We start from the raw sequence: 16,633 nt of genomic DNA, 5'->3' as shown, positions 1-16,633 counted from the left end.
GCGGGGTGGGTCGTCACGTGGGGGTGACGGCTGGTCACACAGGGGAGGGTGCGGGACGGGCGCCGGGGGGTGACGGGGGTGGGACGGGGGTGCGGGGTTCGAACGGAGGGCCGGTGACCGGGGTCGCCGTACCGCATAGGCTGTCGGCACCGCGACAGGCGCGGTCAACGCGCGTCGGTGCCGTTGAGACAGTCGACTACGGTCCGTGGTGGGCCGGTTCCGGGTGCGGAACCGGTGGCCGGGGGCCGTAACGGAATGCCGCAGGGGGCAACCGCCATGACGACAGGTCGGCTCGGGCTGGGGGTACCTCCCGGCCGCCAGGCCCAGGGACACGCCGCGCCGCCGAACGCGGCCTATGCCGGGCAGGTCGTGCACTTCCCGGACCCGGTGCGGGCCGCGCGCCATCCGAGGGGGGTGCGGGTGGACGAGCAGGGCTACCCCGACTTCTCGCCGTACGCGCGGGCGGCCGCGGAGATCGCGGACCCGCCGGAGGGCTTCGGCGTCGACGAGCTGCGGCTGACGGACTACGTGTCGGCGAACGCGGCGTCGGCCGCGGTGGGTCACGAGTTGTGGGACACGGTGCCGAACGTGGCGACCCCGCACGGCTGGACGTGGCACCACGTGGCGGGCACGCGGCGGCTGGAGCTGGTCCCGGTGGAGGTGAAGGCGCTGCTGCGACACCACGGTGGCGTCGCGACCGCGAACGTCGACCAGGGCAAGCGCGGGACGCGTCCGCTGCAGGAGACGCGGCCGGCACACTTCCGGCTGCCGAAGTCGGGTGTGGCGGTGACGGAGGCGCAGGTGCAGGGCGTCGAGGAGGACCTCGGCTACCGGCTGCCGGGCGCGTACCGGTCGTTCCTGAAGGCGGCGGGCGGGTGCGCGCCGGTGGGGGCGGCGCTGGACGCGGAGTTGGGGCTGCTGCTGGACCAGCCGTTCTTCACGGTGCGGGACGAGGCGGCGGTCAACGACCTGGTGTACGTGAACAAGTGCCTGCGCGACCACCTGACGAAGGACTACCTGGGGGTGGGGTTCGTGCAGGGCGGTCTGCTGGCGGTGAAGGTGAAGGGCGAGCGGGCCGGTTCGGTGTGGTTCTGCGCGTACGACGACGTGCGGGACGTGGATCCGGGGTGGTCGCCGGCGGAGCGGGTGGAGCGGCTGCTGCTGCCCGCCGGTGAGGACTTCGACGCCTTCCTGTCCCGACTGGCGGGCGATCCGCCGGAGTTGGAGACGGTGGCGAATCTGATGGTGGACGGTGGCTTCGCGCGTGCGGTGCCGGTGTCCTCGGTGTCTGCGGCGGGGGAGTGAGCCGGGCCATGGTGACGTTCGCGCAGGCGCAGGAGCGCGCCGAGGAGTGGATCAACGGGGACGTGCCCGCGTACCAGCACCGTGAGGTGCGGGTGCGGGAGTTCGAACTGGGCTTCGTCGTCTGGGGCGAGGACCGGGCCGACGGGCCGCGCTCGGACGCGGGCGGGCAGCGGCTGGTGATCGCCCGGGACAGCGGGGAGGCCACGCTGTGGCCGGCGCTGCCGGTGGGCGAGGTGATCCGCCGGTACGAGGAGGAGTACGGCCGTCCCGAGGACGCCCCGCAGGCGGCGCCGGCCGCCGCGCGGGTGGACCTGAACCAGACGTCGTTCCTGCTGTCGCCGCCGGAGTGGTTGCAGGAGGCGGCGGACAAGCTGGGCATCCCGGACCGGCGGGAGCCGGCGGGCAGTTCGGCGTCGGCGGCCCCGTCGGGTACGGACGGTGCCGGTACGGGCGCCGGGGCTGCGGCCCCTTCCGGCCGCGCCGGGGGTGCGGTGACGCCGGATCCTTCGCTGCCGCGGACGCAGGCGGGGGTGCCGGGCGGTGCCGGCGCTGAGCCTGGTGCTGGTGCGCCGGCCGCTCCCGCGTCCGGTGTGCCTGCCGCTCCCGTCGGGGCGACGCCCTGGGCGGGGACGGACACCAACGCCGATGCCGGTGACGACCGTTCCGTACCGCTGCCCGCGACCGTGTTCGCGCCGCCGTTGAGCGGCTCGGACGACGAGCCCCGGCCGCCGGTCGCGCCGCCGGAGGCCAAGACGGCCCTGATCTCGGGCGGCTCCCAGCTGCCGCCGACGGCGTTCGCGCCGGCGCTGGACGACCCGCACGCGCAGGGCACCCCGCCCACGCCGCCCACCCCGCCGTCCGGCCCCTCGTACGGCTACCCGCAGGGCCCCGGCGCCGGGGCGGGTCCCGCGGGCGCGCCCCAGGACGGCCCGGGCGCACCCGGGCGGCCGCTCGCGCCGCACGCCGGTGACATCGCCGACGCCGCGACCAGCAAGGCGGCCCCGCCGCCGCGGCGCGGGAGCGGCGCCACGCCTCCGCCCCCGCCGGGAGTGCCGGGTGCGCCGGGCGCGCGTGCGGGCGGTACGCCTCCGCCGCCGTCGGCGCCGGGTGGCGGCGCGTACGTGCCGACGCAGTTCGTGTCGTCGCTGGGCCCCGAGGGCGCTCCGGGCGCTCCGACCCCGCCCGCGCCGCCGAGCGCGCCGGGCGGTACGCCGCCGGGCGGTGTGCACCACGCGCAGACGATGTTCGCCGACCCGAACCGGCCGGGCGGCGGCCCCGTGCCTCCGCCCCCGCCGGGCGTACCGGGTGCCCCGGGCGCCCCGCAGGTCCCCTCCGCCCCCGCCCCGCACCAGCCCCCGGCCGCACCCGCCGTCCCGGGTGCCCCCGGTGGGCCGGGTGCTCCCGGTCACCCCGGCGGGCCCCGCGGGGCCGTGCACCACGCGGAGACCGTCCTGGCCGCACCCCCGGTGGGCGGTCCGGGCGTGCCCCCGCCGCCGCACGCCCCCGGTGTTCCCGGCGCCCCGGGAATGCCCCCGGGCGCCGTGCCGCCGCCGGGCGCTCCGGTGCCGGGGCAGCCGCCCGCGTACGGGTATCCGCAGCAGCCGACCGGGCAGCCGACGGTCGGTCCCGGCTACCAGGCGGTGCTGCGCTACCGGGCGCAGGACGGCTCGGAGCAGCAGCTGATCCGGCGGTCGGCGCCGGGGACGCCGCACCCGGAGTGGCAGATCTTCCACGAGCTGCGCGCGATGAACGTGCCGCCGGACCAGGTGCTGGAGCTGCACACCGAGCTGGAGTCGTGCGAGCTGCCGGGCGCCTACTGCGCGCGGATGATCCGGGAGCAGTGGCCGCAGGCGCGGATCACGAGCATCGCGCCGTACGGCACGGACCACGCGAGCCGGCAGCAGGGGATGCAGCAGCTGCTGGCGCACCAGGGCGAGTTGCACCAGGTGGCGGACGGCCCCGCGCGGCCCGCGCCGGTGCGGGCGCCGCTGCCGCCGGTGCACCCGGCGCCGCCGTTGCCGCCGGAGGCGGTGGCGCAGGAGCTGGGGGCGGCGTTCGGGCCGGGGATCTTCCGGTTCGAGCAGGCCGCGGTGTCCCGGCAGGGCGTGCCGCCGATCGTGGCCCACGCGCTGGTGGTGGCGGGCCTGCCGGTGGACGTGGGTCCGTTCTTCTGGGCGCAGGCCCAGCCGGGCCGTCCGGTGCCGACGCTGGCGGAGCTGGCGCAGGAGCGCGGGGTGCAGCCGGCGCCGGACGCGGGGTCGTACCTGGTGATGGGCAGCGACTTCGGCAAGGCGCTGTGTGTGCAGTACGGCACGGCGAACATCGTCGCGGTGCCGGTGGAGGCCGGTCCGGGCGGGGCGCCGGTGCCGCCGCAGTTCGTGAACACCGGGCTGGTGGAGTTCCAGCGGTGCCTGGCCCTGCTGGGGCGGATGTGGCGGCTGCGGTTCGGGCTGAACCAGGAGCAGGCGGGCCGCTGGACCGTGGACTTCCAGGCCCAGCTGGCCGCCCTGGACCCGGCGGCGCTGGGGTCCCCGGAGAGCTGGTGGTCGGTGCTGCTGGAGCAGATGTGGGACGGCCTGCTGTGAGGTGAACGTCCCGCCGTGGGCGGTGGGGTGGGGGCCGGGCCCGGTCGTGCGACGGGGCCCGGCCCCTTTGTCTGCCGGGGGTGGTGCGTGACTCTCTGCCGGGGGTGGTGCGTGACCTCACCCGGAGTGTCGGGTTAGAGCACTTATGTCCGATACCTCAAGATGTGCGGAACGTCGTTCGGACATCGTTTGGGGTTCCAGGATGAGCAGCGCGCCGGTGTCGCCGTACGGGTTCGTGGCCGTCCGCGGGCGGGGGTACCGTCCCGCGCAGGTGGAGGCGCGGGCCGCCGGGATCTGCGCCGAGCGGGACGCCGCGTGGGAGCGCGCCGCCCGGCTGACGGTGCTCGCCCGGGAGATGGAGACCGAGGTGGAGCGCTTGCGCGAGGCCGTCGGACGGCTCGCCCCGCAGACCTACGACGCGCTCGGGGAGTCGGCGCGGCACCTGTTCCGGCTCGCGCAGGAAGAAGCCGCGGCCGTGCGGGAACGCGCCCGGCAGGAGGCGGACGAGCGGGTCGCCCGCGCCGAGGAGCGCGCCCGGGCGGTGCGCGGGGCGGCGCAGGAGCGGGCGGACGCGTTGCGCGCGAAGACCGAGGAACGCGCCCGCGCCCGGCTGCTCGCCGCGCAGACGGAGGCGGACGCGATCCGCGTCACGGCCCGCACCGAGGTCAAGGAGAGCCGGGGCGAGGCGCTCGCGGGACTGCGCGAGCTGCGGCGCCGCACCGAGGCACTGCTCACCGAGCAGGAGAAGGAGCAGGCCGAGCGGTGGGCCGCGGTCGAGCGGGAGGAGGCCGAGCGGGCCGACGCCCTCGACGCCGAGCACGCCCGGCGGACCGCGCTCGCCGAGGCCGCGCTGGCCCGGGCGGAGCAGGAGTTCGCCGACGCCGAGGAGGTGGCCCGGCGCGGGCAGGAGGAGGCCGACGCGCGGGCCGCCGGGATCCTGGCCGCGGCCCGGCAGCACGAGGAGCACGTCGCCCAGGAGACCGAGCGGATCCTGCGCGAGCACGGGGCGGTGTGGGACGAGGTGTGCGCCCACATGGACCACATGCGCACCAGCCTGACGGCCCTGACGGGGCGTACGGTCGACTGACCGCGGACGGCCGGCTGACCGCACCCCTGCGGGGAGCCCCGGGGCCGCTTCTGCCCCGCCCTCACCCCGCTGCCCGCACTCCCTGCTCTCACGCCTACCGCCCGCCCCGGCCCCCACGCACCGCGCCCGCCAGGATCCAGCTCTCCACCGCCTCGTACCGGCGGCGCTGTTCCTCCGCTTTCGCGCGGCCCGAGGCGAGGGTGCCGAGCCAGCCGAGGGCGAAGCCGAGCGGGATGGTGACGAGGCCGGTCGTGGTGAACGGGAACCAGTTGACGTCGGCCTCGGGGAAGGCCGATCCGGGCGAGCCGGAGACCAGCCGGGTGCCCGGCATCACCACCAGCACCGCGAGCGTGCCGCCGATCAGCGTGGCGAGCAGGCCGGTGCGGGTGTAGCGGCGCCAGAAGAGGCTGTAGACCAGCGCGGGGGCGAGGGCCGAGGCACCGACGCAGAAGCTCAGGGTGACCAGCGGCTGGAGGCTGCGGTGCTGGATCTGCGCGGCCAGCAGCACCGTCGGCACGCCGACCGTCAGCGCGGACAGCCGGGCCAGCAGCATCTCGCGGCTCGGGGACGCCCCGCGCCGCCGGGAGGCGAACACGTCGTGGGCCAGGGAGTTGGCGCAGGCGAGGATCATCCCGGCGACGGAGGCGAGGACGGTCAGGAAGATCGCGGTGGTGACCGTGGTGAACAGCAGCGTCTCCGCGGTGGAGACGTCCGCGCCGAGGGCCGCGCGCGAGCCCAGCAGATAGGCGGTGTTGCCCTGCGGGTCGGCGCCGGCGATCACGGCCCGGCCGACCAGTGCCGTCGCGCCGCACCCGACGACGGTGATGACCAGCACGAACAGCACCACGCAGGACACCGCCCAGGACAGCGAGCGACGCACCTGGCGGGCGGTGGAGGCGGTGTAGGTGCGCATGGTGATGTGCGGCAGGCAGGCGCCGCCGAGGACCACCGACAGCTCGGCGCTGATCATGTCGAGGTCGGCGTACTTCCCGCCGCCGAACTGCAGGCCGGAGCGGAGGAACGCGTCGCCGACCCCGCTGCCGCGGGCGGCCGCCTCGAACAGGGCGCCGGGCTGCCAGTCGAACCGGGCGAGGACGAGCAGGGCGACGGCGGCGCCGGACCCCAGCAGCATCACGATCTTCACCATCTGGATGAGGGCGGTGCCCTTCATCCCGCCGATCGCCGCGTAGCTGATCATCAGCACGCCCATGCAGACGACGCAGCCGGTCTGGAGCGATTCGCCGGAGAACCCCAGGATGAAGGCGAGCAGTTGGCCGGTGCCGGCGAGCTGCACCAGCATCATCGGCAGCAGCGCGGCGAGCGTGACCGCGCAGGCCGTGATGCGCACCGCCCGCCCGGGCATCCGGCGGGCGAAGACGTCGCCCATGGTGAACCGGCCCGCGTTGCGCAGGGGTTCGGCGAGCAGGAACATCAGCAGCACCAGCGACAGCGCCGTGCTGAGGGCGAGGACGACGCCGTCGTAGCCGGCCAGCGCGATCACGCCGCCGGTGCCCAGCACGGTGGCCGCGGAGATGTAGTCCCCGGCGATGGCCAGGCCGTTGCGCAGCGGGGACAGGGAGCGGTAGCCGGTGTAGAACTCGTCGAGGTCGTCGCGGTCCGGGCCGGTCATCACGCACAGCAGCAGCGTGACGGTGGCGACGGCGGTGAAGGCGACCAGGGACATGGTCTGCGCGCCGCCGCCGAAGTCGGTCAGCGGGGCGGCGAGTTCGGCCGGCGCGGCGGGGCGCGGGGCGGTCATCGCCGTGCCTCCCGCCGGGCGTCCACCTCGGCCTGGTGGCGGATGCGCCGGGCCAGGGGGTCGACGTGGCGGCGTGCGGTGAACTCGTAGACGGCGATCGCCAGCAGGGTGACGGGCAGTTGGGCCAGGGCGAGCAGCAGGCCGGCGGGCAGGCCGTCGGCGACGCGGGCGGTCATCACCGACGGCGCGCACGCCGACAGGACGAGGAAGACGACGAAGTAGCCGAGGGCGGTGAGCGTGGCCACGCGCCGCTGCCACCGGTAGGCGGTGCGCAGCACGCGCAGGTCGCTGTGGTGGCCGAGCGGGGCGTGCTGCGGCTGCCGGCGCGGCGTGGGCGCGGGGGGCGGCGGGGCGGGGGCGGGCTGCCAGGGGTAGGTGAGGTGCGGCGGCTGCGGCGGGGGCGGCAGGGGGGTGCGGTACGGCGGGGAGGCGGGGGGGGGCGGGGGGGGGCGGGGGCGTGCGGTCGGGCGGGGGATACGGGTCGTGGGACATCCCGAACTCCTTGCGCGGCTCGGGTCCGTGGCGGCGGACCGCAGGGAGGTGGGGGGGTGCGGGTCACGCACGCTACTCGGCGGTCACCCGCCGCGCGAGGGTTTCGGCAAACTGGGCGGTCGGTATGCGCTTACTGCGTGCGCACCCGGCTGACCTGCGGGCGTTACCGATGGTTACCTCATGGCTCCCGCTGCTCCACGGTGTCCGTGCCCTCAGTCGCCGGGCTCCGACAGCACCGGGAAGCGCCGCGGGGCCACCAGCAGCAGGACCAGGAAGGCCAGCGCGGCGGCGCAGGCCGCGCCCAGGTAGACCGCGTGCACCGCCTCCGCGACCGCCCGCCGGGTGGCCTCCGCGACGGCGCCGTCGTCCAGCCCGCGCGCGACCGCGTCCAGGTCGCCCGCGCCGCCCAGCCGCGCGGCCAGCACCCCGTTGGCCACCGCGCCGAACAGCGCCGCGCCCACCGTCTGGCCCGTCTGCCGGCAGAACAGCACCGACGCGGTCGTGGTGCCCCGCTCCGACCAGCCCACCGTGGACTGCACCCCGACGATCAGCGGCAGTTGGAACAGCCCGAGTGCCGCCCCGAGCAGCAGCATCAGCAGCGTCGGCTGCCAGGCCGCGCCCGGGTACGGCAGGAACGGGAACGCCAGCAGGACCAGCGCGGCCGCGCCGATGCCGAGCAGCGCGGTGTTGCGGAAGCCGATCCGCCGGTACACGTGCTGGCTCAGCGCCGCCGACACCGGCCAGCTCACCGTCCAGACCGACAGCACGAACCCGGCGGCCACCGGCGCGAGCCCCAGCACCGCCTGGGCGTACGTCGGCAGGAACACCGTCGGCGCCACCATCAGCAGCCCCAGCGCGCCCAGGGCCAGGTTGACCGCGGCGATCGTGCGGCGCCGCCACACCCACCCCGGGATGATCGGCTCCGCCGCCCGCCGCTCCACCAGCACCACCACCGCCACCAGGGCGAGACCCAGGCCGAACAGGGCGAGCGAGGGCGCCGACAGCCACGCCCAGGCCACCCCGCCCTGCACCAGCGCGGTCAGCAGCACGCCCCCGCAGGCGAACACCGCCAGCGCACCCGCCCAGTCCACCCGCGGCCGTGCCGCCGAGTCCCGCCGCGGTTCGTGCAGGTGACGGACAATCAGCCACAACGCCATCGCTCCGATGGGCAGGTTGACCAGGAAGATCCACCGCCAGTCCGCGTACGCCGCCAGCACCCCGCCCAGGCCGGGTCCCGCGACCGCCGAGACCGCCCACACCGTGGACAGCTTGGCCTGGATCTTCGGCCGCTCCCGCAGCGGGTAGAGGTCGGCGGCCAGCGTCTGCACCGTGCCCTGCAACGCCCCGCCGCCCAGCCCCTGCACGACCCGGAACGCGATCAGCGCCCCCATGTTCCACGCCAGCGCGCACAGCAGCGAGCCCAGCAGGAACACCACCGCGCCCGCCACCAGCACCGGCTTGCGGCCGAAGGTGTCGGACAGCTTGCCGTAGACCGGCAGGGTCACCGTCACGGCCAGCAGGTAGCCGGAGAACAGCCAGGAGAACACCGAGAAGCCGCCGAGGTCGCCGACGATCTGCGGGACGGCGGTGGAGACGATCGTCGAGTCCAGCGCGGCCAGCGCCATCGCCAGCATCAGCGCGGCGACCACGGCACCCCGCCGACCGGGCTCCGTGCCCCGCGCGGTGTGCGGTGCCGCCGGTTTCGTGGTCCCCACCGGACCCCCTCCTCGTGTTTCCGGTGCCCCTTGCAGCTATTTGCGGGACACAGCTTCCCACCAGGGGTGCCGTTCGCGAGAGGTGGAGCCCGCCCCGAGGTGCTCTCCACCCGTCGGTGGAGATCCCCTAGGGGTTCCTCCGCACCAGGGGTCGGGGAGGGTTCGTCCCGACGGAGGACGAGAGGGGGACCCGGCCGTCCTTAACCTGGCTTTACGCCGCGGGGGGCGGGCAGGCACCACCGGCCGGTGGTGGGGTTAACCCCCCGAGAAGACGGGTCCGGGCACCAGCGCGCCGGACCGGCAACGGCCGCCAGACTCTTGCACAGGCCGAAGGCGCCGGGACACCGGGCACCACCGGAACACCGGGCACCGGCACGACGGCACGACCCGTACGACCCGCACCGCGCACCGGTGCGGCCATCTGCTGACCGACATAGGAGATTTACCGTGACATCGGCTGTGACCATTCCCAGGCACGGGGGCACTGGAGGGCGTACGGCCGTTGCCGCGCGGGCGCGGCAGGTCGTCAAGTCGTACGGGTCGGGGGAGACCCGGGTCGTCGCGCTCGACCACGTCGACGTGGACATCGCCCGCGGCCAGTTCACCGCGATCATGGGCCCCTCGGGGTCCGGCAAGTCCACCCTGATGCACTGCCTCGCCGGTCTCGACACCGTCACGTCCGGGCAGATCTACCTGGACGAGACCGAGATCACCGGTCTGAAGGACAAGAAGCTCACCCAACTGCGGCGCGACCGCGTCGGGTTCATCTTCCAGGCGTTCAACCTGCTGCCCACGCTGAACGCGCTGGAGAACATCACGCTGCCCATGGACATCGCCGGCCGCAAGCCCGACCGGGCCTGGCTGGACCGGGTCGTGGAGACCGTCGGCCTGGCCGGCCGGCTCAAGCACCGCCCGACCCAGCTCTCCGGCGGCCAGCAGCAGCGCGTCGCGGTGGCCCGCGCCCTCGCCGCGCGCCCCGAGATCATCTTCGGTGACGAGCCGACCGGCAACCTGGACTCGCGGGCCGGCGCCGAAGTCCTCGGCTTCCTGCGCACGTCGGTCGACGAACTGGGCCAGACCATCGTGATCGTCACCCACGACCCGGTGGCCGCCTCCTACGCCGACCGCGTGCTGTACCTCGCCGACGGCCGCATCGTCGACGAGATGTTCAACCCCACGGCCGAGCAGGTCCTGGACCGCATGAAGGACTTCGACGCCCGGGGGCGCACGTCATGACCGTGCTGAAGACCTCGATGCGCAACTTCTTCGCGCACAAGGGCCGGATGGCCCTGTCCGCGGTGGCCGTCCTGCTCTCGGTGGCCTTCGTCTGCGGCACCCTGGTGTTCACCGACACGATGAACACCACCTTCGACAAGCTCTTCGCCGCGACCTCCTCCGACGTGACGGTCAGCGCCAAGGACGCCTCCGACACCGGTGAGACGACCTCCGACACGGGCAGACCGCCGGTCATACCGGCCGGCGCGCTCGGCAAGGTCCGCTCGGCGCAGGGCGTGAAGGCCGCGGAGGGCACGGTCTTCTCCACCTCGGTGACCGTCGTCGACGCCGACAAGGACAGCCTGTCGCCGTCCAGCGGCGCCCCGACCATCGTCGGCAGCTGGAACGCCAACGACGCCCGCACCATGAAGATCACCTCCGGCGCGGCCCCGCACGGCTCCGGCCAGGTCATGGTCGACGAGGACACCGCCGACAAGCACCACCTGGGGCTCGGCGACGAGATCGGCGTGATCAGCGCCCTCGGCACGCACACCGCGAAGATCTCCGGCATCGCCGCCTTCCAGGTCACCAACCCCGGTGCCGCGATCTTCTACCTGGACACGCCCACCGCGCAGCGCACCCTCGTCGGCGCGACGGACGTCTTCACCAACGTCAACGTCACCGCCGCGGCCGGGGTGAGCGACGCCCAGCTGAAGAAGAACGTCACCGCCGCACTCGGCGGCGCCTACAAGGTGCAGACCGCCAAGGAGACCGCCGACGCCAACCAGGCGAGCGTCGGCGACTTCCTCAACGTGATGAAGTACGCGATGCTCGGCTTCGCCGGGATCGCCTTCCTGGTCGGCATCTTCCTGATCATCAACACCTTCTCGATGCTGGTCGCCCAGCGCACCCGCGAGATCGGCCTGATGCGGGCCATCGGCTCCTCCCGCAAGCAGGTCAACCGGTCGGTGCTGGTGGAGGCCCTGCTGCTGGGCGTCGTCGGCTCGGTCCTCGGCGTCGGCGCGGGCGTCGGCATCGCGGTCGGCCTGATGAAGCTCATGGGCCAGATGGGGATGCACCTGTCGACCGACGACCTGACCGTCGCCTGGACCACCCCGGTCCTCGGCCTCGTCCTGGGCGTCGTCGTCACCGTCCTGGCCGCCTACCTCCCGGCCCGCCGCGCCGGCAAGGTCTCCCCGATGGCCGCGCTGCGCGACGCCCACGCCCCCGCCGACGCCCGGGCCGGACTGGTCCGCGCCGTGATCGGCCTGGTGCTCACCGGCGCCGGCGGCTACGCCCTCTACGTGGCCGCGAACGCCGACAAGGCGAGCGACGGCTCGCTCTGGCTCGGCCTCGGCGTCGTCGCCTCCCTGATCGGCTTCGTCGTGATCGGCCCGCTCCTGGCGGGCGGGGTCGTCCGGGTCCTGGGCGCGGTGCTGCTGCGGGTCTTCGGCCCCGTCGGCCGCATGGCCGAGCGCAACGCCCTGCGCAACCCGCGCCGCACCGGCGCCACCGGCGCCGCACTGATGATCGGCCTGGCGCTCGTGGCCTGCCTGTCGGTGGTCGGCTCCTCCATGGTCGCCTCCGCGACCGACCAGCTCGACAAGACCGTCGGCACCGACTTCATCATCCAGTCCGACAGCGGGCAGGTCGTCACCCCGCAGGCCGTCCAGGCGATCAAGAACACCCGCGGCCTGGAGCGGATCACCGAGTACAAGACGCTCGACGCGAACCTGACCACGCCCGACGGTAAGGTCTCCAAGGACGAGACGATCAACGCGGCCGACCCGACGTACGCGAAGGACCTGCGCACCAAGACCGTCGCGGGCGACCTGGCCGACGCCTACCGGCCCGACTCGATGTCCGTCTTCGAGGGCTTCGCCAAGGACCACGGCATCAAGCTCGGCTCCACCGTCTCGGTCGCCTTCAAGGACGGCAGGACGGCGAAGCTCACGGTCCGCGCGATCACCAGCGACGACGTCGTGATCGACAAGGGCGCGATGTACGCGTCGATCGCCACCGCCGCCCGGTACGTCCCCGCCGACCGGATGCCGCTGGACCAGCTGGTCTTCGCCACGGCGAAGGAGGGGCAGCAGGACGCCGCCTACACCTCGCTGAAGTCGGCGCTGCACGACTACCCGCAGTACACCGTGCGCGACCAGACCGACTACAAGCAGGCCCTGAAGGACCAGATCGGGCAGCTGCTCAACCTGATCTACGGCCTGCTCGCCCTCGCGATCATCGTCGCGATCCTCGGTGTGGTGAACACCCTCGCCCTGTCGGTGGTCGAGCGCACCCGCGAGATCGGCCTGATGCGGGCGATCGGCCTCTCCCGCCGCCAGCTGCGCCGGATGATCCGCCTGGAGTCGGTGGTGATCGCCCTGTTCGGCGCGCTGCTCGGCCTCGGCCTGGGCATGGGCTGGGGCGCCACCGCCCAGCAGCTCCTCGCCCTGGAGGGCCTGAAGGTCCTCGACATCCCCTGGCCGACGATCATCGGCGTCTTCATCGGCTCCGCCTTCGTGGGCCTGTTCGCCGCCCTGGTCCCGGCGTTCCGCGCGGGCCGCATGAACGTCCTGAACGCCATCGCGACCGAGTAACCACCCGCCGCACCCGCGGCCACGGAGCACGGGGGACACGGGGGAACGGGGGAACGGGGGACACGGGGGAACGGACCCGGTGCCGGGAGTCTTGGGGGACTCACGGCACCGGGTCCGTCGCCTGTGCCCCGACCTCACCGCCGACAGAGGGATCCGGCACCGGCCCGCTCACCGTCGTAGGCTGGACACCCAGACCCCCGGCCCGTGACACGCGTCGGGCCCGTCGTGTTGCCCACCCCCCTGGAGAAAGCCCCTCCATGAGCCTGCACGGTCTGCTCGACGCCGTAGCCAAGGACACCGCCCTCGCGGAAGCGATCACGGCGGCCCGCGACGGCAACCGCCCGCACGTCGACCTCGTCGGCCCCCCGGCGGCCCGCCCCTTCGCGATCGCCGCCCTGGCCCGGGAGTCGGCCCGCACCGTCCTCGCGGTGACGGCGACCGGCCGCGAGGCGGAGGACCTGGCCGCGGCCCTGCGCTCGCTGCTCCCGCCGGAGGGCGTGGCGGAGTTCCCCTCCTGGGAGACCCTCCCGCACGAGCGCCTGAGCCCCCGCAGCGACACCGTCGGCCGCCGCCTGGCCGTCCTGCGCCGCCTGGCCCACCCGCGCGCCGACGACCCGGAGACCGGCCGCGTCTCGGTGGTCGTCGCCCCCGTCCGCTCGGTGCTCCAGCCGCAGGTCAAGGGCCTCGGCGACCTGGAGCCGGTCGCCCTGCGCCCGGGACAGACCGCCGACCTGAACGACGTCGTCCAGGCGCTGGCGGCAGCGGCGTACGCGCGCGTGGAGCTCGTCGAGAAGCGCGGCGAGTTCGCCGTGCGCGGCGGCATCCTGGACGTCTTCCCGCCCACCGAGGAACACCCCCTGCGCGTCGAGTTCTGGGGCGACGACGTCGAGGAGATCCGCTACTTCAAGGTCGCCGACCAGCGCTCCCTGGAGATCGCCGAGCACGGCCTGTGGGCGCCCCCGTGCCGCGAGCTGCTGCTCACCGACGACGTGCGCGCCCGCGCGCGGGCCCTCGCCGAGGACCACCCCGAGCTCGGCGAACTGCTCGGGAAGATCGCCGAGGGCATCGCGGTCGAGGGCATGGAGTCGCTGGCCCCGGTGCTGGTCGACGACATGGAGCTGCTGCTCGACGTCCTGCCCGGCGGCGCCATGGCCGTCGTCTGCGACCCCGAGCGGGTGCGCACCCGCGCCGCCGACCTGGTCGCCACCTCCCAGGAGTTCCTCCAGGCGTCCTGGGCGGCCACCGCGGGCGGCGGCGAGGCCCCGATCGACGTCGGCGCGGCCTCCCTGTGGTCCATCGCCGACGTCCGCGACCGGGCGCGCGAGCTGGACATGATGTGGTGGTCGGTGTCGCCGTTCGCGGCCGACGAGGAGCTCGACACGGACACCCTCAAGCTCGGCATGCACGCCCCGGAGACCTACCGCGGGGACACCGCGAAGGCGCTCGCCGACACCAAGGGCTGGCTCGCCGACGGCTGGCGCACGGTCTTCGTCACCGAGGGCCACGGCCCGGCCGCCCGCACCGTCGAGGTGCTCGGCGGCGAGGGCATCGCCGCCCGCCTCGACAACGACCTCGGCGAGATCAGCCCGTCCGTGGTGCACGTCTCCTGCGGCTGCATCGAGTACGGCTTCGTCGACCCGGCGCTCAAGCTGGCCGTCCTCACCGAGACCGACCTGACCGGCCAGCGCACCGCCGGCCGCGACGGCGCCCGGATGCCGGCCCGCCGCCGCAAGACCATCGACCCGCTCACCCTGGAGGCGGGCGACTACATCGTCCACGAGCAGCACGGAGTGGGCCGCTACATCGAGATGGTGCAGCGCACCGTGCAGGGCGCCACCCGCGAGTACCTCGTCGTCGAGTACGCCCCCGCCAAGCGCGGCCAGCCCGGCGACCGCCTGTACATCCCGACCGACCAGCTGGAGCAGATCACCAAGTACGTCGGCGGCGAGGCCCCCACGCTGCACCGGCTCGGCGGCGCCGACTGGACCAAGACCAAGGCCCGCGCGAAGAAGGCGGTCAAGGAGATCGCCGCCGACCTGATCAAGCTGTACAGCGCCCGCATGGCCGCACCCGGCCACGCCTTCGGCCCGGACACGCCCTGGCAGCGCGAGCTGGAGGACGCCTTCCCGTACGCGGAGACCCCGGACCAGCTGACCACCATCGCCGAGGTCAAGGAGGACATGGAGAAGACGGTCCCGATGGACCGGCTGATCTGCGGCGACGTCGGCTACGGCAAGACCGAGATCGCGGTGCGCGCCGCGTTCAAGGCCGTCCAGGACGGCAAGCAGGTGGCCGTGCTGGTGCCGACCACCCTGCTGGTGCAGCAGCACTTCGGCACGTTCTCCGAGCGGTACGCGCAGTTCCCCGTCAACGTGCGCGCCCTCAGCCGCTTCCAGACCGACACCGAGGCCAAGGCCGTCCTGGAGGGGCTGCGCGACGGCTCGGTGGACGTCGTCATCGGCACCCACCGGCTGTTCTCCTCCGAGACCAAGTTCAAGGACCTGGGCCTGGTCGTCGTCGACGAGGAGCAGCGCTTCGGCGTCGAGCACAAGGAGCAGCTGAAGAAGCTGCGCGCCAACGTCGACGTGCTGACCATGTCCGCGACGCCGATCCCGCGCACCCTGGAGATGGCGGTCACCGGCATCCGCGAGATGTCGACGATCACCACCCCGCCGGAGGAGCGCCACCCGGTGCTGACCTTCGTCGGACCGTACGAGGAGCGGCAGATCGGCGCGGCTGTCCGGCGTGAACTGCTGCGCGAGGGCCAGGTCTTCTACATCCACAACCGGGTCGAGTCCATCGACCGGGCGGCGGCCCGGCTGCGCGAGATCGTGCCCGAGGCGCGCATCGCGACGGCGCACGGCCAGATGTCGGAGTCGGCGCTGGAGCAGGTCGTCGTCGACTTCTGGGAGAAGCGGTTCGACGTGCTGGTGTCGACGACGATCGTCGAGTCCGGCATCGACATCTCCAACGCCAACACCCTCATCGTCGAGCGCGGCGACAACTTCGGCCTCTCCCAGCTGCACCAGCTGCGCGGCCGGGTGGGGCGCGGCCGCGAGCGCGGCTACGCCTACTTCCTGTACCCGCCGGAGAAGCCGCTGACGGAGACCGCGCACGAGCGCCTGGCCACCATCGCCCAGCACACCGAGATGGGCGCCGGCATGTACGTGGCGATGAAGGACCTGGAGATCCGCGGCGCGGGCAACCTGCTGGGCGGCGAGCAGTCCGGCCACATCGCGGGCGTCGGCTTCGACCTGTACGTGCGGATGGTCGGCGAGGCGGTGGCCGACTACCGGCGGCAGCTGGAGACCGGCGAGATCGAGGAGGAGGCCCCGCTCGAGGTCAAGATCGAGCTGCCGGTCGACGCGCACGTCCCGCACGAGTACGCGCCCGGCGAGCGGCTGCGCCTGCAGGCGTACCGCGCGATCGCCTCCGCCAACTCCGAGGAGGACATCAAGGCCGTCCGCGAGGAACTCGCCGACCGCTACGGCAAGTTGCCTGAGCCGGTGGAGAACCTGCTGCTGGTGGCGGGCCTGCGGATGCTGGCCCGGGCGTGCGGCGTGGGCGAGATCGTCCTCCAGGGCACCAACATCCGCCTCGCGCCGGTGGAGTTGCGGGAGTCGCAGGAGCTGCGCCTGAAGCGCCTGTACCCGGGCTCCGTCATCAAGCCGGCGGCGCGCCAGGTCCTCGTGCCGCGCCCGAAGACCGCGAAGGTCGGCGGGAAGCCGCTGGTCGGCCGCGAACTGCTCGGCTGGGTGGGTGAGTTCCTGGCGTCGGTGCTGGGCTCGTGACGGTCTCGGCGCCCTTGGCGTTCGTGACGCCCGTCTCGTTCGTGACGCTCGTGTCGCTCATGACGTGAGGGGGCCCGGCAGGGGGTG

9 protein-coding genes are annotated in these 16,633 nt (G+C 74.1%); 6 read left to right on the top strand and 3 right to left on the bottom strand.

Annotated elements, in window-relative coordinates:
• Positions 1-276: 276 nt before the first annotated feature.
• The 3 genes from E4U91_RS14460 (at position 277) to E4U91_RS14450 (ending at position 4,977) form a co-directional block, all read left to right on the top strand.
• Positions 277-1,305 (top strand): SMI1/KNR4 family protein, encoded by a 1,029-nt coding sequence (locus E4U91_RS14460; protein WP_137307241.1) that lies wholly within the window; start codon positions 277-279, stop codon positions 1,303-1,305.
• 8 nt (positions 1,306-1,313) lie between these two features.
• On the top strand, positions 1,314-3,890 hold the full coding sequence (locus E4U91_RS14455; RefSeq protein ID WP_137307240.1) for an SUKH-4 family immunity protein: 2,577 nt from the start codon (positions 1,314-1,316) through the stop codon (positions 3,888-3,890).
• A 202-nt stretch (positions 3,891-4,092) separates the two neighbouring features.
• Positions 4,093-4,977 carry a coiled-coil domain-containing protein gene (locus tag E4U91_RS14450; RefSeq protein ID WP_137307239.1) on the top strand — a complete coding sequence of 295 codons (885 nt, stop codon included), beginning with the start codon at positions 4,093-4,095 and terminating at the stop codon, positions 4,975-4,977.
• A 94-nt stretch (positions 4,978-5,071) separates the two neighbouring features.
• Here the strand turns inward: E4U91_RS14450 and E4U91_RS14445 are convergent, their stop codons facing one another.
• The 3 genes from E4U91_RS14445 to E4U91_RS14435 form a co-directional block, all read right to left on the bottom strand.
• Positions 5,072-6,736 (bottom strand): sodium/solute symporter, encoded by a 1,665-nt coding sequence (locus E4U91_RS14445; RefSeq protein WP_137307238.1) that lies wholly within the window; start codon positions 6,734-6,736, stop codon positions 5,072-5,074.
• Positions 6,733-7,143, bottom strand: coding sequence for a DUF485 domain-containing protein (locus E4U91_RS14440; RefSeq protein WP_137310819.1), 411 nt, complete (start codon positions 7,141-7,143; stop codon positions 6,733-6,735). The genes E4U91_RS14445 and E4U91_RS14440 overlap by 4 nt, the downstream gene beginning before the upstream one ends.
• A 297-nt stretch (positions 7,144-7,440) precedes the next feature.
• Positions 7,441-8,943 carry an MFS transporter gene (locus tag E4U91_RS14435; protein WP_137307237.1) on the bottom strand — a complete coding sequence of 501 codons (1,503 nt, stop codon included), beginning with the start codon at positions 8,941-8,943 and terminating at the stop codon, positions 7,441-7,443.
• Between the two features lie 447 nt (positions 8,944-9,390).
• Here E4U91_RS14435 and E4U91_RS14430 point away from each other — a divergent pair, with 447 nt between their 5' ends.
• From E4U91_RS14430 to mfd, 3 genes are all read left to right on the top strand, one after another.
• Entirely contained in the window at positions 9,391-10,179 is a 789-nt protein-coding gene (locus E4U91_RS14430; protein WP_067233950.1) for an ABC transporter ATP-binding protein, read from the top strand.
• Complete coding sequence (locus E4U91_RS14425; protein ID WP_137307236.1) at positions 10,176-12,755, top strand: ABC transporter permease; 2,580 nt, start codon at positions 10,176-10,178, stop codon at positions 12,753-12,755. The genes E4U91_RS14430 and E4U91_RS14425 overlap by 4 nt, the downstream gene beginning before the upstream one ends.
• Before the next feature lie 257 nt (positions 12,756-13,012).
• Positions 13,013-16,546, top strand: a complete 3,534-nt coding sequence (gene mfd / locus E4U91_RS14420) for a transcription-repair coupling factor (RefSeq protein ID WP_137307235.1) — start codon at positions 13,013-13,015, stop codon at positions 16,544-16,546.
• Positions 16,547-16,633: the final 87 nt, after the last annotated feature.

This window comes from Streptomyces lasalocidi (assembly GCF_005280215.1).
Classification (GTDB): domain Bacteria; phylum Actinomycetota; class Actinomycetes; order Streptomycetales; family Streptomycetaceae; genus Streptomyces; species Streptomyces longwoodensis.
This window is presented reverse-complemented; position numbering and strand designations above follow the sequence as displayed.

What these genes read in the sequence shown, in the direction of transcription:
- E4U91_RS14450 (WP_137307239.1), top strand. Translation starts at nt 4,093, where the DNA reads ATGAGCAGCGCGCCGGTGTCGCCGTACGGGTTCGTGGCCGTCCGCGGG.
- mfd (WP_137307235.1), top strand. Translation starts at nt 13,013, where the DNA reads ATGAGCCTGCACGGTCTGCTCGACGCCGTAGCCAAGGACACCGCCCTC.
- E4U91_RS14445 (WP_137307238.1), bottom strand. Translation starts at nt 6,736, where the DNA reads ATGACCGCCCCGCGCCCCGCCGCGCCGGCCGAACTCGCCGCCCCGCTG.
- E4U91_RS14425 (WP_137307236.1), top strand. Translation starts at nt 10,176, where the DNA reads ATGACCGTGCTGAAGACCTCGATGCGCAACTTCTTCGCGCACAAGGGC.
- E4U91_RS14460 (WP_137307241.1), top strand. Translation starts at nt 277, where the DNA reads ATGACGACAGGTCGGCTCGGGCTGGGGGTACCTCCCGGCCGCCAGGCC.
- E4U91_RS14455 (WP_137307240.1), top strand. Translation starts at nt 1,314, where the DNA reads ATGGTGACGTTCGCGCAGGCGCAGGAGCGCGCCGAGGAGTGGATCAAC.